Below are 21,993 nucleotides of genomic sequence, written 5' to 3' on the forward strand. Positions count from 1 at the left end.
CAGTTTTGTTTATTTACCTATTCCAAGCTCCCTAGCATAATAGAATAAATACTGTTGTGCATATCCTGCTATATCCCCAAATTTATCCATTGCAAAAGCTCTGATTTTTGGTAAACTCAGATCTTCCTCTACGTAAAATTCTTGCATAACTCTCTTAACCCATACATCTACAGGGAAAGTATCGTATTTTTGCATTCCGAATAATGCAATACAGTCGCAAACCTTTGGTCCGACCCCGTTAAATTTTAAAAGCTCTTTTCTACACTCTTCTGTATCTAACTTACAGTATCCTCCAACATTGTCTTTGTTTGCAACTATAGATTCCGCTGTACTCTTTATGTATTTATCTCTAAATCCAGTTGAGCAGGCTCTTATTTCTTCTTGTGTAGCTTTATTTAGTTCCTCTGGAGTAGGAAAAGCGTAGTACTTTTGCCCATTATACTCTCCTATATATTTACCAAATTTCTCAGATAAATTCTCTATTGCTCTTTGGATCATCGGAATTCTATTATTTGATGAGATAATAAAAGATATAAGCATCTCCCATCCTTCTTGTCTTAGTATTCTTATTCCCCATCCGAAGTCAGATGCTTTGTTTAAGTACTCATCCATATTTTTTAATGTTTTCTTTATATCTGAATAATCAGTTCCTAAATCGAAGTAGTCAAACCAAATATTATTAAAATCGTCTAAATTTGTATTGTTAAATATTACTTTTTCATCTTCATATTTTACATTTAGTATTTTTCCCATTGCTACTCCTGTATATGATCCATCATCTTGTAGTTTCCATCTAAAACACTGTCCACATTCAAATATATGCTTAGCATCGAAATCTGTTAGTCCCTCTACTATAACAGCATTATCTTTATCGTAAGTTTTCATAGTATTCTCCCCTTTGTAACCATCTGTAATTTATTTTCTATTTTAGTTTATACACATGTTTTAATCATTTTAACACATATAATGTTATTTTAAAAACGCTGTCTTTAAATGTCTTAAAATAAGTCGCTTAATGATATATTTTATAATAAAAAAAGCGCAATAGCAGCATTTTGTATACTTTTAGCTCTAAATAAATAGTAGTATACTGCCATTGCACTTATTATTTTTATCATACTATAATTAAAATAAAATACTTATAAGAGCTACCGCTGAAACCACTTGAACGGTCCCAATACCTAACCCGTATATCGAAACTTCCTTTCCTTGTTTAACCAAATCTACTACATTAACTTTTAAACCTATTGCAGCTAAAGCAGTTATTTCAAATTTATTGCTTATAGCTTTAAATGCCATAGATACACTTTCAGGAATTACATTTAAAGAAAATAAAGCGCACATTAAAAAAAATCCAAATACATACCAGGGAACTTTTGCCTTTGCTTTCTTTTTATTAGTAACTTTGATCTCATCATTATCAATAAGTTCTTTTTGGTCTGATCTATTTTTCAAATATCCAAATAGTAGAACAACAACTACTAACATAATAACTCTCATTATTTTAAATATAGTCGCTAAATCTTTTACTTCCTCTCCAACAATAGCACCACTAGCTACAACTTGACCTATTGACTGTAGTGTTCCACCTATTAATGCTGATGTTTTTATAAGTTCATGATTGTACAAAATCTGAGATATTATTGGAAGCAAAAACATAAGAAATATTCCTGTAACATTTACTATAGTTATAGATATTCCTTTATCTTTGTCACTTGCATTTATAACAGGTGCAGTAGATGCAATAGCAGAAGAACCACAAACTGCATTTCCACTTGCCATTAAGTATCTAAAATTTTCTCCAAAACCTAATTTTTTACCTATAAACATAGCTGCAACTATTGTAATTGTCATTTGTATAACTATAAATAATATCCCTGAGAACCCAAGCCCTAATAGAGACTTAATACTAAGAGTACCTCCTAGTAAAACTATTGAAAATGCAAGTAAATTAGATTCTGAAAACTTATATCCTTTTTGGAATACTTTTTGTCCTAAAAAAAGATTTCCTACAAACATTCCTAAAAAAATAGCAATTGAAGCTGCTCCTATCTGTGGAAAAATTTTTGATATTAGTATGCTAAGAAATGCAACTGCTATTGATACTGATAAGCCTGGCAGTATCTCTTTTAGGTATTTAACTGATGACTTTATTGTTATATTCCCCATAAATTACTCCTCTCTTCTTATTATATTTATAGTATATTACTAGCATAATCATAAGTAAAATAAATATATCTTATAGTAATCATTATATATTTTAATTATTATTCAAGCGTTAAGATTTTTTATTATAAAGAATATTATAAAGAAATTGCTATCAAACTATAGTATAATAATAAGAATAGATAAATAGTTTTAAATCAAATAAATAAATTTTAAGAAGCTTGGAGATGAATCTAATGTTAGAGGAATTAAAAACACTTATAGCTGTCGTTGAATGTAAAAATTTTACAAAAGCTGGTGAAAACCTAAAACTATCTCAGCCAAGTGTTAGTACACATATCAAAAACCTTGAGAACAAATTTGGAGTAACCCTTATTGATAGATCAATAAAACAAAAAACTATATATATCACCGAAAGCGGTTATATACTTTATAATAGAGCAAAAGAAATTCTAAATATGCTTGATAAGGTAGAACATGAAATGAAAGATGTTTCAGATTCGGTAATAGGACATGTAAAAATAGGAGCTAGTTTAACTATTGGTGAACACATACTGCCTAAATTTTTAGCAGAATTTACAGAAGTTTATCCAGATATTGATATAGAAGTTTTTATTCAAAATACATCTCAGGTCTCATCACATATAAAAAATCTTAATTATGATGTAGGGCTTGTAGAAGGTACTACTTCATCATCACATTTTATTCAAAAATATTTTTTAATGGATAAGATGATTTTAGCTATGCCATATGACATAAAACTGAATTTGGAAAGCTTTTCATTAGATAACTTACAAAATAAAATTTGGATTGCAAGAGAAAACGGATCTGGAACAAGAGAATACCTAAATATGTTTTTAAATAGCAACGAAATAGTCCCAAAAAATATAATTATACTTGGAAGTAATTATGCTGTTAAAGAAGCAGTTAAAAATGGATTAGGAATAACAATAATTTCAAACTTAGTTACACAGTCAGACGTTATAAATAAGTCATTGTCTACAATTGAATTAGATGAAAGCTTTGACAGGCATCTATCATATATAATTCCAAAAAACACTACAGCATCAAAAGCAGTTGAAGTATTTTTATACGAACTTTGTAATTACTGTAACAAATTAAATTCTTAAAACAGTAACCTAACAATTCTGTAAGGTTATTGTTATAGTTATCAATTGAATCAAAATCTCAAAAATTATAAACTCAAAGTTAAAGTGAGATTAAATAGACCTAATAATTAGTACATCAGGAGGTTATAATGAGATGAAAAAATTTGATTCATTTACTTTAAAAATAATAACTATAATAACAATGCTAATGGATCATTTATACAGATATTCTGGACAAATACATACTGATATTCCATTATTTTTTGGTTATTTAGGTAAATTGGCTACTCCTTTATTTATCTTCTTATTAGTCGAAGGATACTTCCAAACAAGTAATAGATTTAAATATTTAACTCGTTTAATTATATTTTCTGCATTGATGATAGTGTTAGAATCGATCTTAAAAATTGGTGATAATATATTTTTATCACTTACTCTTTCAGTAGTTATAATGATGATGATAGACAATATACGTTTTATAAAAAGCAATATAATTGCAACTTTATCATTCTTTATTCTAATTATATCTTCCGCCATTTATCTTTGTACAAATGCATCATATTATGGATTGGCTATAACTTTGATATTTTATTTCTGCAGAGATTATAATTTACTGATGGCATTGTGTTATCTTTTATTAAGTATACAACCTATTTTTCCAGCACTTAGTACAAAAGATATTTTAAATCAGTTGTTTATTCATAACATCCAATGGATGATGATATTTGCTATTATCCCAATACTTATGTACAACGGAAAACAAGGTTTGAAAAATAAATTTACAAAATGCCTTTTTTACGTATTTTATCCAGTACATCTAATAGTCATTGTGTTGATAAATCTTATATAATATTGATTTTTGAAACTTTCACTATTTTTATTTTATGTAATATACCTATCGAATAATTTTTTAAATTCAGATCTACTAGATCTAGTTCCAGTATAAATATCTTTAAATATATTTTCTCTTGAAACTCCATTTACTATCAGTGAATTTTCTTGAGCTTCTAAACTATTTCCTTCATTAGATTGTTTTACTGTACTTACTCGTATGTATCCATAAATCAATGAGAAATCACCTCTTTTTAGATTAATTTAGCAGCAAAAAAAGTATGTAAATATTTTGTGATAAAGTGTGAGTGTTCTAAATCTTATAATGTAATTAATAACGAGAATTTAATAATTATTGATAAAGATAGTCCACCAGCAATAAATTTATGTGCTATAAAAAAATCTTTAAATAAATATAACGGTGATATAGTTATTGATCATAGCGAGAATGAGTTTACAACAACTATACTGATACCTTTAAAAAGAAAGAAGAATACGGTTGATTCAGAAAATAAATAAATTTAATTTGGAGTGGTTAAATGGTCAAATCATATGCAAATAAAATGACAAATTACTTAATCGAAAATAAAAAAATAAAAAATAATGATTTTCAGCTTTATTTATATGCTTTTGAAGTTTTAATATCCTCTATAAGTAATATAGTAATTATATTGCTTATAGGAGCAGTATTTAATAGGTTTATTGAAACATTACTATTTTTATTATTTTATTGTCCAATAAGACAGTTTGCAGGTGGATTCCACACAGAAAACTATAGAAGGTGTTTGCTATTTTTTATAACAATATATATATCTAATATATTTTTAATAGATAAATTAATTAGTTTAAAAGTTACTATTCCTATAGTAGTAATAACGTTTATTAGTTTCATAGGAATAGTATTTATTGTACCACAAGAACATAGAAATAATCCTTTAAGCACTGCAGAAAGAAAAAAATACAAAAAAATAGTTATGTATATTATTAGTTTTCTTTTAGTGATTTCATTTATAAGTATTAATCATTCAATAACATATGTGTATGGTGTTTATTTATCATCTGTTATGGTATGGATTTTTATAATGTTAATATTAGGTATCATTAAGAAAGGGGTGAGAAATTTATGAAAAATAAGCTTAAGCCAATAATATTAGAAAAAGTAGGAAATTTAGCAACTAATACTTTAAAAGTGTCCGCTAATACAACATGTATGTTCATGACACATCAAGCAAAAATGCCAGAAGGTATTAAAAAATTTAAAAAGAAAATTTAGTTGATGAATGGCTCAAATCTTTTTAAGTTGTTATTATCTATTAAATAAAAAAAGACTATTCGCCATAAAATAGTCTTTTTTTATTTAATAGATTTGTTTACTCTCTACACTAATTAGGTAATTTATCTTCTCTAATTCCCTTTAATACTGGTTGCCTTAATGATCCTTTATCATTTTGCATATACTCAACTATACATACTAAAGTCGGCTCTATCCAAACTTCATCTTCATTATTAGATCCAGAAGGTTCATATTTAAACCTATCCATTTCATTTACAGTCTTTTCTAGTAACTTCTTACGTTTTTATCTAAGAATAAAAAATCCCAAGATTGTATACTTTTATTCCTATACCAATCATGGGATTTAAAAATCTTAAATTATTTTAATTATTGTGTAACATCTTATTATTCTAGCACAAAAATATCTATATTTCTTCTACCAAATTGACTTGTTTCTTTTTTAGAATTCATAAATATATCAACTTTAGTACCTTTGATTGCTCCACCTCTATCATTAGCTCTAAATGTTTTATCAAAGTAAGGTATATAAACATTTGAATACATAGGTATTACACTAGTGTCTGTTGCTATTGTACCCCACTTAGGTTTTTCTCCACTCGCTGTTATACTATGCCCTGAATATGCTGAGGCATTAGATGTATATTTTTTTCCTTTACCTATAAACTCACCACTTGATTTAAATAAATACCATTTACCATCCATGTAAGTATGCTTCTTTACAAGATTGGCATTACTATCAAAGTAATAAGTCTTGCCACCTATATTTTGCCATCCTTTAACTGGAACATCTTCTTTATAATACTTTTCGCCTTTCCAACCATTAAATTTAATAACTGGGTCTATCGAAAGTCTCTCACCTAATATTACTATTTTATCTGCATCAACATACGTAAGCTCTTTTGCATTATTTTGAGATAACACTATATTTGTATCATTGTTCGAAGCTAAAGGTATACCAGTTATAGAATCTGGGAAACTATCCCCTTTAGTAGTGTATACTACGTCTGTACTATCAAAGAATTTATTGTGAACTTTTTTTGATGTATCATATCTATCTGCACCAGCTATTCTTTCAGCATTACTAAAACTCTTTTCAACCCAATTCCCTACTACATTTTCGCCACCGACTACATAGACTTTATTTGGATTAAAGCTCTTAATCTTATCAATTAAATCTGAATCAGCATTTTTTGGTGTAATAAACATAGGAATGTTCTTATTGTGCGCATATGAAGATATACTAATTGAATCAGCAAAGTTCTCTCCACTTACAATAATTAACTCATCTACGTTTTCTTTTTCATAAACGTAATCGTTTATTTTTGCTGAAGTGTCATAACGATTATCACCAGCAAATCTTTCAATCTCAAAACCATTATCTTTAAGTTTATTTTCAACATCTAAACTAATAGATGTATCGTCACCTATCAATATAACTTTTTTAGTATTTAAATTTTTTAAAACTTGTAGATTTCCATCTTTTAAACTTTCTTTTTCGTTTAAAATAATCGGCGCATTATACTTTTTAGATAAACCCGTAGCAGATATTGAGTCTGGATATGAATTTCCATTTGCCAAAATAACTGTATCCGCTGTTGTATATGTGTTTAGTGCAATTTCTCTTGATGTTTCATATCTATCTACCCCTGATATTCTCTCATAAACTATATTATCTTCTGCAAAACTTTTATTATTAAAAGAGAATATAGCTACCATAGTTAATAAAGATATAATAAATCTTCTCTGTCTAATTTTCATCTACTCTCTCCTTTTCCCCCATTTGTTTTAAGATTTATAAGTAACATTACATTATTTGGTAAATCACTTTTATGAGTATAACATTAAATTCAAAAAGTTACAAGTTGTAACTTTTTGAATTTAAAAAGTTACAAAAATTAATTATTTATTATAATAAGTGAATTTCCTTATTTTACTATGTCTTGGTTAACAAAAATAGGAAGCATTCAAAAATAAATTTTTTATTAATTTGAAATGCTTCCTTTTATTAAATTATATTTTTTTGTATTTTATTTTGATGCGAACTCTCTACTACCTGGCTTTATTACTTCTATTTTACCTTCTTTACAAAGTGGACACTCATCAGCATCATATACTTGTATATCCAGTTTGATTGCACTATAAATTGGCATCCCAATATCCTCACTTGTTCTATCAGCTATGCAAGCTACTCCTATAACTTCTCCGCCAAGTTCCTCTAATACTTTTTTAGTTTCTATAGTTGATTTGCCAGTCGTAACAACATCTTCTGCTATTATTATCTTAGCTCCTTTTTTTATTTCAAACCCTCTTCTTAGTTCCATTATGTTGTTTTTTCTTTCTGTAAATATAGCTTCTTTCCCCAATTGTCTTCCTAACTCGTAAGAAACCACTACTCCACCCATTGCAGGACCTACTACTATATCAATATCTAAAGCTTTAATCTGATCTACTACTGAAGCTAAAACTTTCTCAGCTCTATCTGGAAATCTTAATACTTTAGCACATTGAATATATCTGTTACTGTGCTTCCCTGAAGATAGAAGGAAATGTCCCTCTAATAACGCATCGCTATCTTTTAAAATTTCCACTATATTTGAATTTTCCATAATTATCTCCTATTCTTATATCTTTTTATGTTAATAAATCCAATTTTATATATTGTTCTATAATATTCCTCTTATCTCGTCTAAACTTTTAATTCCTTCTTTATTCATAAACTCATTTATTCCATCTACTATATCCAGCCCTATCTTAGGATTTATAAAGTTCGCTGTCCCTACTTGTATACAAGCAGCTCCAGCCATTATAAATTCTATAGCATCTGTAGCTTTCGTGATTCCACCCATTCCCATTACCGGGATGTTTACGTTTTTACATACCTCGTGCACCATCCTAAGAGCTATTGGCTTAATTGCCGGACCAGATAATCCTGCGTATACATTTTCAAATACAGGCTTTCTTGTCTTAATATCTATTGCCATGGCTTTAAATGTATTTACTAAAGAAATACCGTCAGCCCCCTCTTCTTCACATACTTTTGCCATACCTACTATGTCTTCTGCATTTGGTGATAATTTTATGATTAATGGTAATTTAGTGATATTTCTCACTTCTCTAACCATTTCTCTTGCTATTTCATTTTTTATACCAAAGGCCATCCCGCCTGCTTTTACATTAGGACATGAAATATTTAATTCTATTATATCTATAGGTTGATCGTTTAATAATCTAACTCCCTCCAAGTATTCATCTAGAGTTCCACCACCTAAGTTTGCAATTCTAACTAAATCTAATTTACTAAAATTAGGAAGTTCATGATCAATAAATCCTTTTACACCTGGGTTTTCTAAACCAACGCTGTTCATCATTCCAGATGGAGTCTCCCAAACTCTCATCCCACTATTTCCGTCTTTTTGATTAAGTGTTAGCCCCTTACTACTTATTCCACCTAATTTCTCTATATCATAGATTTCTCCATACTCTCTTCCAAATCCAAATGTTCCAGATGCCATTACGACTGGGTTTTTAAAGTTGATATCGCCAAATTTTACATTTAAATTAGCCATTGAATACCACATCCTCTCCCCAGAATACTGGTCCATCTTTACATGTTTTTTTGTTTCCTTCTTTAGTTTTACAAGTACAAACTAGGCAAGCTCCTACTCCACATGCCATATGGTTCTCTAGAGAGACCATAATTCTTGTGTCAGTTCCTTCAATCATACCTACTAATTTTTCCATCATCGGTGTAGGCCCACACGTAAGTATATAATCGTACTCGCTTATATCTATTATGTCTGTTACAAATGTGCTTCCTGTTGTCGTATACACATTCTTACACACTTCCTTGTATTCATCTTCCAGTATTACTTCATTTCTAAATCCAAGGTAAGCATCACAGTTATCTATATTTTTTGCAACAAAGTAAAGTGGCGCTATTCCTATACCTCCACCCACTAATGCTACTTTTCCTTCGACTTTTGTATATCCATTTCCATAGGGACCTTCTAATTTAATTGTATCGCCCTTTTTTAATTCGCTTATTATCTTAGTTCCTTCTCCAACAACTTTGTATATAAAAGTTATTCCTTCAGAATTTATATCAAATATGCTTATTGGTCTCGATAAAAGAGGGTACATATCCCATGCTCTAAGCATATAAAATTGACCCATCTCTCCTCTAAAGTTTCCTTCAACCTTAATTTTGTACATATCGTCACCGATATATTGGTTATCTATAATTTTATACATTGAGTTTCTCCTATTCATTGTTATCATCTTCTAATAGCATCATAATTAAAGCCATTCTTGCATACATTCCAAATTTTGTTTGTTTGAAATACACTGCCCTTTTATCTGAATCTAGATCTGTGTCTAATTCTCCGTTTCTTGGCAGTGGATGCATAATAAGCATGTCTTCTTTAGCACATATAAGCTTTGCTTTATTTAGATGGTAACAACCTTTAAGTCTCTCGTACTCGTCTTTATCACTAAATCTTTCTGACTGAACTCTCGTCATGTAAAGTATATCCAAATCACCAAGTACATTGTCTAAACTATCTGTTTCTATATATGACGAATCATCTAAAGCTTCCTTTACATAATCTGGCATCTTTAGTTCATCAGGCGATATAAATATAAATTTTATATTCTTGTACTTAGATAAAGTTTTTACTAGAGAGTGTACTGTTCTTCCATACTTCAAATCTCCACAAAGTCCAACTGTATGGTTATCTAAGCTTCCTTTTAATGATTTAATTGTAAGTAAATCTGCTAGGGTTTGTGTAGGGTGTTGGTTTCCTCCGTCTCCTGCATTTATTACAGGTACTTCAGAATATTCTGAGGCAACTGATGCCCCTCCCTCTTTAGGATGTCTGATCGCAATTAGATCGACATAATTTGAAACTGTTCTCACAGTGTCTGCAAGTGACTCACCTTTTGTTGTAGATGATGAGTTAGAATCTGAGAACCCCACAACTTTTCCGCCTAATCTGAACATCGCAGACTCAAAGCTAAGTCTAGTTCTTGTTGATGGCTCGAAAAATAATGTTGCAAGTAATTTCCCTTCACATGCTAGTGAGTATTTTGATGGGTTTTCAATTATATTTTGTGCTAACTCTAATAATTGATTAATCTCCTCTATAGAAAAATCTTCTGGTTGGATCAAATTTCTTGATTTCATATTATCCTCCTTTTTTAGCCTCTCTGGACTAAAATTAAAAGTTATTTTTATACTGCTAGTAGCTTATCACTTTTTTTGATCAATGTCAATATAAGTAGAATTTTAAATAAGCAAATAATTTATACATTTATCTAAACTCGTTAAATTATTATTTTGCAAAAATAAAATTTATTATACTAAAAAAGACTAGAATCAAATGACTCTAGCCTTAAAATATTTAAAATTTACAGATTTAGTTAAAAATTATAAAACTCTCTTCGCTGTTACAAATCTTTGAGTGTAATATGATGACTCAATACTTGTCACTTTGATATTTTTTCCTGAAGATGGAGCATGTATCATACTTCCTCCACCAACGTAAATACCAACGTGGCTTACTTGACCAGATCCATCAGTAGTAAAGAATACCATGTCTCCTGGTTGTAAATTTGATTTGCTTACAGTTTGTCCAAAATTAGCTTGCTCTTTAGATGTTCTAGGAATAGAAACCCCTACTGAGTTTTTAAATACATACTTAGTAAATCCAGAGCAGTCAAAGCTATTAGGACCCTCTGCTCCCCATACATATGGAAGACCTTGTTTAGAGTACGCTAAGTTTAGAACAGATTGTACTGATGATGAACTTGATGCTGGAACATCTAAAGATGAATCGTTAGACTCTTCTCCTGACGAATTAGATCCACTATTTGAAGATTCGTCGCTTCCAGAATTTGAAGATTCATCGCTTCCTGAGTTTGATGATTCATCGCTTCCCGAGTTTGATGATTCGTCGCTTCCTGAGTTTGAGTTTGAGCTATCTTCAGTGCTTGTCTCTTCATTTCCTTGAGATGAATTTTCTTCATCTGTCGGATTGTTTTGTGTTTCAGTAGTAGCACCTTTAACACTTTCTGATCCAGAATTATATACTTCAACTATTGGAGATTCATCAGTTAAGTATTTTGCAAATACATAACCTTCTTGATCTTTGTGCTTAACTTTTAGCCAATCTCCATTGTCCTCTAAAACTGTTACTGCTGTACCGTAATCTAATACTTCATGAACATCAGAATCTGTTCCTTCCTCTGCTCTAAAGTTTAGCTTACTAGCTTCAACATATCCGTCACATTCTTTTAGATCTAAATATTTAGCTGACATCCAACCTTCTAAAGATCCATTTTCTACTTTTAGCCAATCTCCTTGCTTACCTAGTACCTTAAAGTTATCTCCAGAATAAGCAACGTTTTGTACTTGTCCATCTACTTGTTCAGTTCTTACGTTTACCGCAACTCCATCTTTTACCACAGCTGTCTTAAATCTTATATCTTGATATTCTTGTGATTCTGTCATATCTATCTTTTCTACGTCTTGATTTTGTTGTGAATAATCTGCGGGATTTGCATAAGACACTATGCTTGCAGATAAAGCCACTGCTGTAGCAAAGACTGGTGCAAAAATTTTCTTCCTCATAAAATTCCTCCTAAAATTGACATATGTATATGTCTTTTTCATGAGTACATTTAAAAATCATCGAAAAGTATATACAAGATTTCGGATACTGTGCAATTGTAACCATTTTGTAATCAAAAGTTTCTACATTTATAGTATCCTTATATTAAGCAGTATTGTTATCTTTAATCTTGTATAGCAGTATGTATAGGATAATTAATTCGCCCAATTAATTATTCACAAAACTTAATTTCTAAATATACATCATCTAGTTTATTATATCTTAAGGGTATATAAAAGTAAAGTTAAGCATAAATAATTTAGATATAGAGTATAACAAATACACAAATAAGTTTGTGTATTTTTTGTTGTTCCAATGGATAAAGACAACTCTGTTTCCAATAATTACCTAATATTTATTTTAATTATTTGTTATCTAAAATTATATTTTAAACTTATTTAGTTTCTAAGTTATTCTTTTAGTAAGATAATTAAAGAACTAAAAAAGATTATCTTAAATAAATTTATATACGTTTTAAAATGTTTAGCAACAATATTTCTAATTAGTATCAAAAAAGGCGAGTCAAAATAACCCGCCTTTTATTATATAAGGATATCTAATTCAGCAAGCTGAATATTAGCACCATCCTCTTAATTGCATAGCAACTGCAACTCTCTTAATTGACATCATGAATGCAGCAGTTCTCATATCAACACCGAACTCTTCTTTTAAGTCCCATATAGCGTTGAAAGCATCAGTCATAGAAGCAACTTGTTTTTCTTGAACTTCTTCGAATGACCAGTTGTATCTTTGTAAGTTTTGTACCCACTCGAAGTAAGAAACTGTAACACCACCAGCATTAGCTAATATATCTGGAACTAAAGTTATTCCTTTATCGAAGAAGAACTTATCAGCTTCTGGAGTTGTTGGTCCATTAGCACCTTCACATATTAATTTAGCTTTTACATTTGGAGCTGTTTCTTCGTTTAATTGTTTTTCAAGAGCACATGGCATTAATATGTCAACTTCTCTCTCTAAAACTCTTATGTCAGAAGCTTCTGCACCTGGGAATCCTTTAATACATCTATGCTCAGCATTGTAAGCTAATAAAGCTTTCATATCTATTCCATCTGCATTGTATATATTACCAGTATGGTCTTCTACTGCTATAACTTTAGCACCAAACTCTTCTATATATTTACCTGCATAACTACCAACGTTACCGCATCCTTGAAGACCTACTGTAACTTTATGTAAATCTATTCCTAATTTATCAGCAGCTAATAAAGCCATTTTAGCAACACCGAATCCTGTAGCTTCTGTTCTAGCTAATGATCCGTAGAATTCTACTGGTTTACCAGTGAATACCCCTGGTTGGAATTCTCCTGTTACTTTAGCAAATTCGTCAACCATCCAAGACATTATTTTACCATTAGTATTAACGTCTGGAGCTGGTATATCTTGTTTTTCTCCTATAACTGGAGCTATAGCTGCAGTATATCCTCTAGCTATTCTTTCTAATTCAGCTTCAGAGTATTTAGAAGGATCTATAGTGATACCACCTTTACCCCCACCATAAGGTATTCCAACTACTCCACACTTAAATGTCATCCATATTGATAACGCTTTCACTTCGTCCATATCTACAGCTGGATGGAATCTAACTCCACCTTTGTATGGTCCACAAGCGTTGTTGTGTTGAGATCTGTATCCAGTTATAGTTTCGATTGTTCCATCGTCCATTTTAACTGGGAAATTTACTTCTAATACTCTCATTGGGTTTTTAAGTACTTCGTAGATCTTTGGATCAAGTCCTAATTTTTCACATGCATTTTTAACTTGAGATTGTGCCATTTCAAATACATTTAAATCTTTACCTGACATTTTGAAAGCCCCCTTAAATTCAATTATTGTTATGTATACTCTCTATCCTTAGGAAAAACCATTTCCTAAGTTTACACTTAGATTATAGCATACTTTATCTAATATTAGTATAGCAATTTTAAGATTATTTTTTAACTTTAATACATTATTTATTTTTATAATTAAGTTATTTCAGAAAATTCACTTTATTCTTTAAACTAACTCATTTTATTTATCTGTTGCAAAATATGAATAAAACCACCCAAAATATGCTTTGAAACATTAAAATTAGGTGGTTTTTATTCTATTAAATGTTACACGATATAACTGAATTCTCCATTTTCCTCGACACTAAAAAAGTCTGCATAACTCAATTCAAAAATTCTTTCTTAAAGTTTAGAAATTTCTTCTCCATATATATCATTTTTTTTATAAACGAATTATTTATAGTAGTCGCCTCTTTTTCTAGTTACAACACTATAAATATTATCCTCTGGCGTATTCATATCTATTTCTATATGATCCCTACTTATATTATCAATACTTTCTAAATCTATTAAATAACATTATCATTAGAACTGTTAATTTTCACATTAATTTTTGTAATAATTTTCTAAATATTCATAAATAGTAAACTTCTTTTTACAATCAAATATAAAATAAATATTATTGTTATCTATAATAATATTTGTTATAATACTATTGAATATAAAATACATATCTAAAGGAGGATTTTAAAATGGCATATAAAATTAATGACGCTTGTATAAGCTGTGGAGCATGTGAGGCTGAATGTCCAGTTAGCTGTATATCAGCAGGAGACGATAAATATGTAATAGATGCAGATACTTGTATAGATTGTGGATCTTGTGCAGGTGTATGTCCAGTTGACGCTCCTCAAGGAGAATAATTAAAAAAGACTATAAAAAGACTGACTTAGGACAATCCTAAATCAGTCTTTTTTTTACTTATTTTTATATAATATTAGCTTTCTTCTTTCATAAGGTATGAAAGTGTAAATAAGCTTTCTGTTAAGTTAACATTTTCAACTATAACACCTTCTGGTACTTCTAAGTCTATAGGTGCAAAATTCCAAACTCCCTTAACTCCCGCTTTTGTAACTCTATCTATAACCTCTTGTGCTCCATTTTTTGGTATACACATTACAGCTATATCTATGTTGTTTTCCTTTATAAAGTCTTCTATAATGTCTGGATCCAAAACATCAAATTCCCTAATTTTAAGACCAATTATTCTAGGATTTGCATCGAAAAGTGCTTTTATCTCAAATCCCGCGTTTCTAAATCCTGAATAGTTTGCTATCGCTTGTCCTAAATTACCTGCCCCAATAAGTATTGCATTGTATTTTTTATCTAAACCTAGTATCTTCCCAATCTCAGTGTATAGAGCTTCAACATTATAGCCATAACCCTGCTGTCCAAATCCCCCAAAATTATTTAAGTCTTGTCTTATTTGTGATGCAGTAAACCCTATGATATCACTCAATTCCTTTGAAGATATTCTCTGTATATCTCTATCCAATAAGTCACCAAGATATCTATGGTACTTTGGTAATCTTCGTATAACTGCCATTGAAATATTCTTGTTAGTCACACAATCACTCCTTCTTACAGATTTCTATTTCTATGTTTCCTCATTTATTGACGTTTCATTGATAAAAACTAATATATATAAGCTTGATTATATTATATCAAAATATTATAATTTTAGATAGTTCAAGGAGGTGGAAATTTTATGATTGTTTTGTCATGTAACAATCTTAGCAAAAACTTTGGCATAGAGTCAATATTTAATAATGTAGATTTTACGGTTAATGAGGGAGACAAAGTTGGTGTTGTAGGTGTCAACGGTACTGGAAAAACTACTTTATTCAAGATAATTGCAGGCATTTACGAGTATGATACTGGCCATATTTATACCTCTAAAGATTGCGAAATTGGATATTTAGAACAGAATACTAATTTTAACTCAAACAATACTATATTAGATGAAGTCTTAGAAGTTTTCGATGATTTAATAAATATGGAAAAAGAACTAAGAAGTTTAGAGAATAAAATAGCTGAAGAAAGTACGAAAACTAACTCAACTATATTGGAAAAGTTAATGGATGATTACTCTCATAAATTAGAACTTTTTTCTGATTTAAATGGATATGGTTATAAATCCGAAGCTAAAGGTGTACTGAAAGGCCTAGGATTCAACGACATCGATTTTGATAAACAGATCAATGTACTTTCAGGTGGAGAAAAAACTAGGGTTCTTTTAAGTAAATTACTTCTTAAAAATCCTACTCTACTACTACTCGATGAGCCTACTAACCATCTAGATGCAGATGCTATCGAATGGTTGGAGCTTTTTTTAAGACAGTATAGAGGAACTGTTTTAGCAATATCGCACGATAGATATTTCTTAGATCAAACAGTCAACAGAATATTTGAGCTTAACAATAAGAAGCTTAAACAATATAACGGTAACTACTCTGACTTTATAGTGGCATCTAAAACCGAAAAAGAAATAGAACAAAAAAAATACGAAGATCAGCAGAAAGATATCAAAAAACAAGAAGAATCTATTGAAAGGCTAAAAGCATACGGAAGGGAAAAGCACCTAAAAAGGGCACGTAGTAAAGAAAAAGCGCTCGATAAAGTAGAGTTAGTCGATAAACCAGATGCAGATAGAGAAAGAGCACGTATTAGATTTTCTCCATCTGTACAAAGTGGAAATGACGTACTAGCTTTAAGAGATATTTCTATGGGTTATGGAGAGAGAATTTTATTCAAAGATCTAAATCTTGATATCTACCGTGGTGAAAAAATTGCACTTATAGGTGACAATGGAATAGGTAAATCTACTCTATTTAAAATTATAGATAATGAAATAAAACCGCTATCTGGTACAGTTAAATTTGGTGCTAAAGTTCAAATTGCGTATTTTCATCAAGAGCAAAAGACTTTAAATTTAAATAATACTATCATCGATGAAATCTGGGAAAACAACACTCACTTAACTCAAACATCTATAAGAAATATGTTAGGTGCTTTCTTATTTAAAGATGATGATGTATTTAAAAAAATATCAACATTAAGTGGTGGGGAAAGGTCTCGTGTAGCTATATTAAAGATGATTCTTTCTAATGCAAACTTACTTCTCTTAGATGAGCCAACCAATCACTTAGATATAGACTCGAAAGAAGTATTAGAAGAAGCACTATCAAACTACACTGGTACAATATTTACTATTTCTCATGATAGATACTTTATAAATACAATCGCAACAAAAATATTGGTATTAGATGAGAATGGAATAACTGAATACCTTGGAAACTATGACTATTATGTTGATAAGAAAAGGCAAATGTCTGAAATGAATATTGTAGAAGAAGAACCTGAAAAAACAAAAACTCAATTAAAGGAAGAGAAAAGAAAACAAAGAGAACAACGTGAAATAGAGAAAAAATCAAGGTTAGAGAGACAAAATATTGAAAAAGAAATTGAGAATTTAGAAAATCAAATAGTTTATTTAGATGAGATGCTCTGCCAAGAGGAGGTCTACTCTAATCCAGAGAAATCTAAAGATGTAAATCAAGAAAAGCTTAGCAATGAAGAAAAACTTTTACATCTTTATGAAGAATGGGAAAAACTAATATAACTTTGATTTTTATTTAACAATTCAGATTCATATTCATGAACTTTTATCAATATATCAAAATTTATGAATAACTAAAACTAAATATGAAAGTGGTGATTTATTGAGCCTAGAATTATCATTAAATGAGGAAAATAAGAAATTTTATAAAATCTTATTTTTCTTATGTATACCAATAATTATTCAAAATTTAATTTCTGCATCTGTAAATGTCATTGATACAGTTATGGTAAGTGGTCTGGGAGAAACTTCAGTTGCTTCTATAGGTATAGCGAACCAAGTTTTCTTCCTATTTAACATGTCTTTATCAGGCGTAACTGGTGGAGCTAGTGTATTTATTTCACAGTTTTATGGAAAAGAAGACACAAATAATATAAGAAAAGTTGTTGGACTTAGTTGTGGGTTTGCATTAATTTTATCTTTATTATTTCTTATACCTGTCTCTTTGAAACCAGAATTAATTATACATATTTTTTCATATGATCAAGAAGTCGTAAGAATATGTAAAGACTATTTCAGTATCGTTATTTTTTCATATCCGCTTATTGCTATTAGCACTGTTTTTAGCACTGGATCTAGAAGTATAAGAAACCCAAAACTTGGTATGATATGTAGTCTATTCGCACTTATTGCAAATATTATTTTAAACTACGGTCTTATTTTCGGAAATTTGGGAATGCCTAACCTTGGTGTCAAAGGTGCAGCTTTAGCCACTGTTATAGCTAGAGTAATTGAGATAATATTATTATTATCTTACGTGTACATTTATAAAAAAAATTATGCACTAAGATTTGGAATATCAAATCTTAAATCTATTACTAAAGATTTTACTGGTAAATTTTTATCTAAAGGTATTCCAATATTTTTAAATGACTCTGCATGGGCGTTTGGAACAGTCCTTTACGCCGTTGCTTATTCCAAAGCAGGTACTTCTGCTATCGCTTCTAGCCAAATAGCTACTACCACAGGAAATTTCTTTATTATGACTTGTGTTTGTATTGCCTCTGGTGGTGGAATAATGCTCGGAAATGAACTTGGAGCTGATAAAATAAAAAAAGCTATAGAGTATGCAAAAAAATTCTCTATACTCGTTGTAATTGCAGGAGTTATCATGGGTGGGCTGCTTGTTTTAAACATACCATCCTTATTGAAAATGTTTAATGTAGCTGACAACTTATCACCTAACATAATAAAGATTTTTATAATACTCGGAGTATTTATGCCTCTTAAAGCCTTTAACACACTTATGATAATTGGAATTCTCAGAAGCGGTGGAGACACTAAATATGCACTATTTTTAGAGCAAGGTAGTATGTGGTTTGCTGCTCTGCCACTTACATTCTTCGCTGCATTTAAAGGTTATCCTATATATCTCTTATTTTTATTAACATATACCGAGGAATTAATGAAATTTATATTCGGACTTCCTAGGGTTCTTTCTAAAAAATGGGCGGCCAATATTGTTAAAGAGATTGATTAAAAATATATAAATCAACAAAAATGCCGGCTTCTGTATAATTTACAGAAACCGGCTTTTTATTGATTTATATATTTTGAAATGTGTATTTACATATTTTTATCAAGCCTAATGTTGCTATTTTATGTCTATCGTTAACATAAAAAATCTATTATTTAAAAATGTCCACTATACATTTTATATCTTCTCTATTACCTAATGTAATAGTTTGTTTGTAAGAATTTTTTACTTATTAATTTATTTTTCACTACGATTATTTATTTTATCTATAATTTGATCTTGTATTACTTTATATAAAATTTATTTATGTTTATCGTGTACCCAATAATTTTTTATTACTTAATTTTATTCAAATAATTAATATCTTACATAATAACTTTGATAATTTTTCTTTTGTTTTAATACTTCAATGTATACCTATAATTATATTTCTTATATCCCTTAATATTTTTCCTAAATACTTGTTTATTTACTCTTTCACAATTATATATCCTATACTTGTTTTTCTTCCCATATTATTTACCCTTTTGTAATACGAGTCATCACTCTCATTTTCATTCCTCGGAACATATACATCAAATCTATTTACTGTGTTGAAATGTTTATTGCTTCCAGTATCCTCGACGACCTTATGTCCTTGCCCCTCTATATATAAATCAGTTCCAAATTTCAAAAAGTTATTTGCTACAGTTTTACTATTCATATTAACACCTGAAGCTGTTTTTAGTCCATAAGGACCATTTTCACATGCCAAACTTGAATAATAAGTTATCTTACAAACTATAGGCTTTATCTCTTTGATCTTTATGCCAAGCTCCTTTTCCAAATCAGTCTTAACCATTAAGTTTTTGTATTCATCACTATTAATGTAATCGTTTAAACCTTTGTTTAGAGCAGTACTTACCTCTGCAACCATATGAGTTTGTCCTTTTCTAAACATCACATTATCTGCTTTTTGTAACTCTGTATCACTGTCAGCATAAATCTTTACAGTGACTAGTAGAAATAATAACGTACTAATCAAAACCCACGATATCTTTTTTCGAATAAAAATCACTCCTTATAATTTATAATTATCTATCAAAGTTTCTCTTCTTTTTGACTAATGGGATATTCTTTTAGTTTGATACTTTAATAGTTTATTGCAATACATCTATTTTTTCAACATATTTCTTTATTTCCTTTTTTAATTTGATGGATTCTCCTGTCGCTTTTTCTGCCTCATTATTGTGAAATCTTTTATATCTATATTCCAGTAATCCACCAATTATTACTCACAAAAACAATGTCATTGCATTAGTTAATATAATATTCATAACACTCTCCAAATGTTCTTATTTACTAAGGTTCATTAATTTATTTTCTATAGTATCTAATTTTTTTATGTAGTTTTCTAAGTCTTCTATTATAAAATTATAATTTAATTTTAGATGTTCCTTTTTTAATTACTTTTTACAATCATCATTGGGATAAATTACATACAAAAATTATTTCGTAAATCACATTTGTCCTTTCATTTTAGTAAAAAAACTCCTCATACAACATTATCATCCAACAACTTTTGCATAGTATTGAATATGTTCCTTTATTAAATTTCGGGAACAGATCGGAATTTTCCTCTGTTTTTAGATTTATTGTTATTTTTTTACATTTAGAACAAATACAACTATCATATTTAAGTGCTATAAGTGTTGGATTAAATCTTTGATATACAACTAAATTTTCTTTACACTTTTTACATATAAGTTCAATATATTCTTGGCCATTTAAAAAGTGAAGCTCTTCTGAAAGTTCAAACTTGTATTTACAAATTGGACACTCAATAACTGTATTCATCTTTATATACTCACTTCTAATATGTCATTTGCTATATTTTGTAGTGTTGATACTATTCCTCCCTCGATTGTTACAAATTCAATAATATCTTTAAAATCTATATCTTCTTTCTTCAAAATGTTTTCCAAGTTTTCCGTTTTTTCCTTTACTTCTACTAATCTATACACTTGATTTGATCTGAAACTTTCATTTAGCATTTTTCTCTCCCCTCTCTGTAATCATATTTATTAATTTCTAGCCTTAAACAGGTCTAACGTACACATTATTTTTTCAAATTCACTTGAATCAATTTCAAGTACGACAAATAGTTATTTTGAGAACTTAACAAACGCCAATGTTTTCTCTAAAGTTTCAACTCTATCAATGCCAACAAATGTTGTATATCTATCTGGTAATTTTTTTTCAATTAGTTTTTTCTCTGCAACTCCGCCGATTACGTATAAATTATGTGCAGCAAAAGATTTGAAATCATCAACTTTAATTACAACACAATCTTCTAAGTACCAAGAGAATAAATTAGCTATATGCCAATCTACAGTTCCGTCATATAAAACACAATTTTTATGCATAGTATTACCTCCTTGATTTAAATTTGAATCTAAAGATTTATTTAACACACCCTCTGCTATTAACTTAGCGATACCATCATAGTCATTATTCTTAGCTATATTGTAGTCTGCAGTATTATCACAGAAAAAAGTCTCAAACAAAATAGTCGGGCAATATGTGCCATTTAAAATATATAAATCTTTTCTAATTTTAATCCCACGATCAGTAAATATCGTAGCTAATTTTTTCATAACTCTATCAGCATATACTTTACCTGCATTTGAACAATATAAAACTTCTGACCCTTTTGCACTTTTGTTATAACTATTTAAGTGCAATTCGAGGCAAAGGTCATATTTCTTTCCATTTATTCTACTTAGTTTGTAATTTTTCTCTTCTGTAGCCTTTGTAAATTGTTTTTCAGGGCAGATAATCATATCTACTGTGTGCCCTTCTTTTTCAAGTAAATTTGTTAAAACTGGGGCTAATGCTTTACAATATTGATATTCATTTACCACCCCAGAAGCACTTGTACATTCTCCATTTTTTAGGATACTATGACCAACTGTGATACATATATTCATTTTTATTCCT

Annotated in this window: 23 protein-coding genes and 1 pseudogene; 8 read left to right on the forward strand and 16 right to left on the reverse strand. The window is 29.5% G+C overall.

Annotation, left to right across the window (positions count from 1 at the left end; all coding sequences use genetic code 11):
* Positions 1 to 9: 9 nt before the first annotated feature.
* Both KQI18_RS09160 and KQI18_RS09165 read right to left on the reverse strand, forming a co-directional pair.
* On the reverse strand, positions 10 to 885 hold the full coding sequence (locus KQI18_RS09160; protein ID WP_216467484.1) for a DNA-3-methyladenine glycosylase family protein: 876 nt from the start codon (positions 883 to 885) through the stop codon (positions 10 to 12).
* A gap of 240 nt (positions 886 to 1,125) precedes the next feature.
* The gene (locus tag KQI18_RS09165; protein WP_216467485.1) at positions 1,126 to 2,169 is read right to left on the reverse strand and encodes a YeiH family protein; all 1,044 of its coding nucleotides are present in this window, start codon (positions 2,167 to 2,169) and stop codon (positions 1,126 to 1,128) included.
* A 233-nt stretch (positions 2,170 to 2,402) separates the two neighbouring features.
* On the opposite strand from KQI18_RS09165, the gene KQI18_RS09170 reads away from it, so the two are divergent.
* Both KQI18_RS09170 and KQI18_RS09175 read left to right on the forward strand, forming a co-directional pair.
* Positions 2,403 to 3,296 (forward strand): LysR family transcriptional regulator, encoded by an 894-nt coding sequence (locus tag KQI18_RS09170; RefSeq protein WP_216467486.1) that lies wholly within the window; start codon positions 2,403 to 2,405, stop codon positions 3,294 to 3,296.
* Between the two features lie 133 nt (positions 3,297 to 3,429).
* Positions 3,430 to 4,125: a TraX family protein gene (locus tag KQI18_RS09175; protein ID WP_216467487.1), complete on the forward strand. Its 696-nt coding sequence runs from the start codon at positions 3,430 to 3,432 to the stop codon at positions 4,123 to 4,125.
* A gap of 32 nt (positions 4,126 to 4,157) precedes the next feature.
* On the opposite strand, the gene KQI18_RS09180 is transcribed toward KQI18_RS09175, so the two are convergent.
* Positions 4,158 to 4,343 (reverse strand): recombinase family protein, encoded by a 186-nt coding sequence (locus KQI18_RS09180; protein ID WP_216467488.1) that lies wholly within the window; start codon positions 4,341 to 4,343, stop codon positions 4,158 to 4,160.
* Positions 4,344 to 4,400: 57 nt separating this feature from the next.
* Here KQI18_RS09180 and KQI18_RS09185 point away from each other — a divergent pair, with 57 nt between their 5' ends.
* From KQI18_RS09185 to KQI18_RS09195, 3 genes are read left to right on the forward strand one after another with little or no spacing between them, the layout of a single operon-like run.
* On the forward strand, positions 4,401 to 4,625 hold the full coding sequence (locus KQI18_RS09185) for a hypothetical protein (protein ID WP_216467489.1): 225 nt from the start codon (positions 4,401 to 4,403) through the stop codon (positions 4,623 to 4,625).
* 20 nt (positions 4,626 to 4,645) lie between these two features.
* Positions 4,646 to 5,233 carry an accessory gene regulator ArgB-like protein gene (locus tag KQI18_RS09190; RefSeq protein WP_216467490.1) on the forward strand — a complete coding sequence of 196 codons (588 nt, stop codon included), beginning with the start codon at positions 4,646 to 4,648 and terminating at the stop codon, positions 5,231 to 5,233.
* A complete protein-coding gene (locus KQI18_RS09195; RefSeq protein ID WP_216467491.1) occupies positions 5,230 to 5,379 on the forward strand; it encodes a cyclic lactone autoinducer peptide in 150 nt (49 codons plus the stop codon). Before KQI18_RS09190 ends, KQI18_RS09195 begins: the two co-directional genes overlap by 4 nt.
* Positions 5,380 to 5,488: 109 nt before the next feature.
* Here the strand turns inward: KQI18_RS09195 and KQI18_RS09200 are convergent.
* The 8 genes and pseudogenes from KQI18_RS09200 to KQI18_RS09235 form a co-directional block, all read right to left on the reverse strand.
* Positions 5,489 to 5,653, reverse strand: a pseudogene (locus KQI18_RS09200) (hypothetical protein); the annotation flags it as partial.
* Positions 5,654 to 5,784: 131 nt separating this feature from the next.
* The gene (locus KQI18_RS09205; protein WP_216467493.1) at positions 5,785 to 7,158 is read right to left on the reverse strand and encodes a cell wall-binding repeat-containing protein; all 1,374 of its coding nucleotides are present in this window, start codon (positions 7,156 to 7,158) and stop codon (positions 5,785 to 5,787) included.
* Positions 7,159 to 7,427: 269 nt separating this feature from the next.
* A complete protein-coding gene (gene pyrE, locus KQI18_RS09210; RefSeq protein ID WP_216467494.1) occupies positions 7,428 to 8,006 on the reverse strand; it encodes an orotate phosphoribosyltransferase in 579 nt (192 codons plus the stop codon).
* Between the two features lie 57 nt (positions 8,007 to 8,063).
* Complete coding sequence (locus KQI18_RS09215; RefSeq protein ID WP_216467495.1) at positions 8,064 to 8,966, reverse strand: dihydroorotate dehydrogenase; 903 nt, start codon at positions 8,964 to 8,966, stop codon at positions 8,064 to 8,066.
* Positions 8,959 to 9,651: a dihydroorotate dehydrogenase electron transfer subunit gene (locus tag KQI18_RS09220; RefSeq protein WP_216467496.1), complete on the reverse strand. Its 693-nt coding sequence runs from the start codon at positions 9,649 to 9,651 to the stop codon at positions 8,959 to 8,961. The genes KQI18_RS09215 and KQI18_RS09220 overlap by 8 nt, the downstream gene beginning before the upstream one ends.
* Before the next feature lie 10 nt (positions 9,652 to 9,661).
* Positions 9,662 to 10,582: an aspartate carbamoyltransferase gene (gene pyrB, locus KQI18_RS09225; RefSeq protein WP_216467497.1), complete on the reverse strand. Its 921-nt coding sequence runs from the start codon at positions 10,580 to 10,582 to the stop codon at positions 9,662 to 9,664.
* Positions 10,583 to 10,825: 243 nt separating this feature from the next.
* Positions 10,826 to 12,028, reverse strand: a complete 1,203-nt coding sequence (locus KQI18_RS09230) for an NlpC/P60 family protein (protein WP_236887715.1) — start codon at positions 12,026 to 12,028, stop codon at positions 10,826 to 10,828.
* Positions 12,029 to 12,644: 616 nt separating this feature from the next.
* Positions 12,645 to 13,892, reverse strand: a complete 1,248-nt coding sequence (locus tag KQI18_RS09235; RefSeq protein ID WP_216467498.1) for a Glu/Leu/Phe/Val family dehydrogenase — start codon at positions 13,890 to 13,892, stop codon at positions 12,645 to 12,647.
* 718 nt (positions 13,893 to 14,610) lie between these two features.
* Here KQI18_RS09235 and KQI18_RS09240 point away from each other — a divergent pair.
* Positions 14,611 to 14,781, forward strand: coding sequence for a DUF362 domain-containing protein (locus tag KQI18_RS09240; protein ID WP_027703004.1), 171 nt, complete (start codon positions 14,611 to 14,613; stop codon positions 14,779 to 14,781).
* Between the two features lie 74 nt (positions 14,782 to 14,855).
* Here the strand turns inward: KQI18_RS09240 and KQI18_RS09245 are convergent, their stop codons facing one another.
* Positions 14,856 to 15,485: a redox-sensing transcriptional repressor Rex gene (locus KQI18_RS09245; protein ID WP_216467499.1), complete on the reverse strand. Its 630-nt coding sequence runs from the start codon at positions 15,483 to 15,485 to the stop codon at positions 14,856 to 14,858.
* Between the two features lie 141 nt (positions 15,486 to 15,626).
* Here KQI18_RS09245 and KQI18_RS09250 point away from each other — a divergent pair, with 141 nt between their 5' ends.
* Both KQI18_RS09250 and KQI18_RS09255 read left to right on the forward strand, forming a co-directional pair.
* Positions 15,627 to 17,540, forward strand: a complete 1,914-nt coding sequence (locus KQI18_RS09250; RefSeq protein ID WP_216467500.1) for an ABC-F family ATP-binding cassette domain-containing protein — start codon at positions 15,627 to 15,629, stop codon at positions 17,538 to 17,540.
* Between the two features lie 100 nt (positions 17,541 to 17,640).
* The gene (locus KQI18_RS09255; protein ID WP_216467501.1) at positions 17,641 to 19,017 is read left to right on the forward strand and encodes an MATE family efflux transporter; all 1,377 of its coding nucleotides are present in this window, start codon (positions 17,641 to 17,643) and stop codon (positions 19,015 to 19,017) included.
* A 466-nt stretch (positions 19,018 to 19,483) separates the two neighbouring features.
* Here KQI18_RS09255 and KQI18_RS09260 read toward each other — a convergent pair whose 3' ends face one another.
* The 4 genes from KQI18_RS09260 to KQI18_RS09275 form a co-directional block, all read right to left on the reverse strand.
* Positions 19,484 to 20,038 (reverse strand): hypothetical protein, encoded by a 555-nt coding sequence (locus KQI18_RS09260; RefSeq protein ID WP_216467502.1) that lies wholly within the window; start codon positions 20,036 to 20,038, stop codon positions 19,484 to 19,486.
* Between the two features lie 494 nt (positions 20,039 to 20,532).
* Positions 20,533 to 20,850, reverse strand: coding sequence for a hypothetical protein (locus KQI18_RS09265; RefSeq protein WP_216467503.1), 318 nt, complete (start codon positions 20,848 to 20,850; stop codon positions 20,533 to 20,535).
* Between the two features lie 2 nt (positions 20,851 to 20,852).
* Positions 20,853 to 21,047, reverse strand: coding sequence for a hypothetical protein (locus tag KQI18_RS09270; RefSeq protein WP_216467504.1), 195 nt, complete (start codon positions 21,045 to 21,047; stop codon positions 20,853 to 20,855).
* 111 nt (positions 21,048 to 21,158) lie between these two features.
* On the reverse strand, positions 21,159 to 21,983 hold the full coding sequence (locus KQI18_RS09275) for an N-acetylmuramoyl-L-alanine amidase (protein ID WP_216467505.1): 825 nt from the start codon (positions 21,981 to 21,983) through the stop codon (positions 21,159 to 21,161).
* Positions 21,984 to 21,993: the final 10 nt, after the last annotated feature.

It is taken from the genome of Metaclostridioides mangenotii (assembly GCF_018917235.1).
In the GTDB taxonomy this organism is placed as follows: domain Bacteria; phylum Bacillota; class Clostridia; order Peptostreptococcales; family Peptostreptococcaceae; genus Metaclostridioides.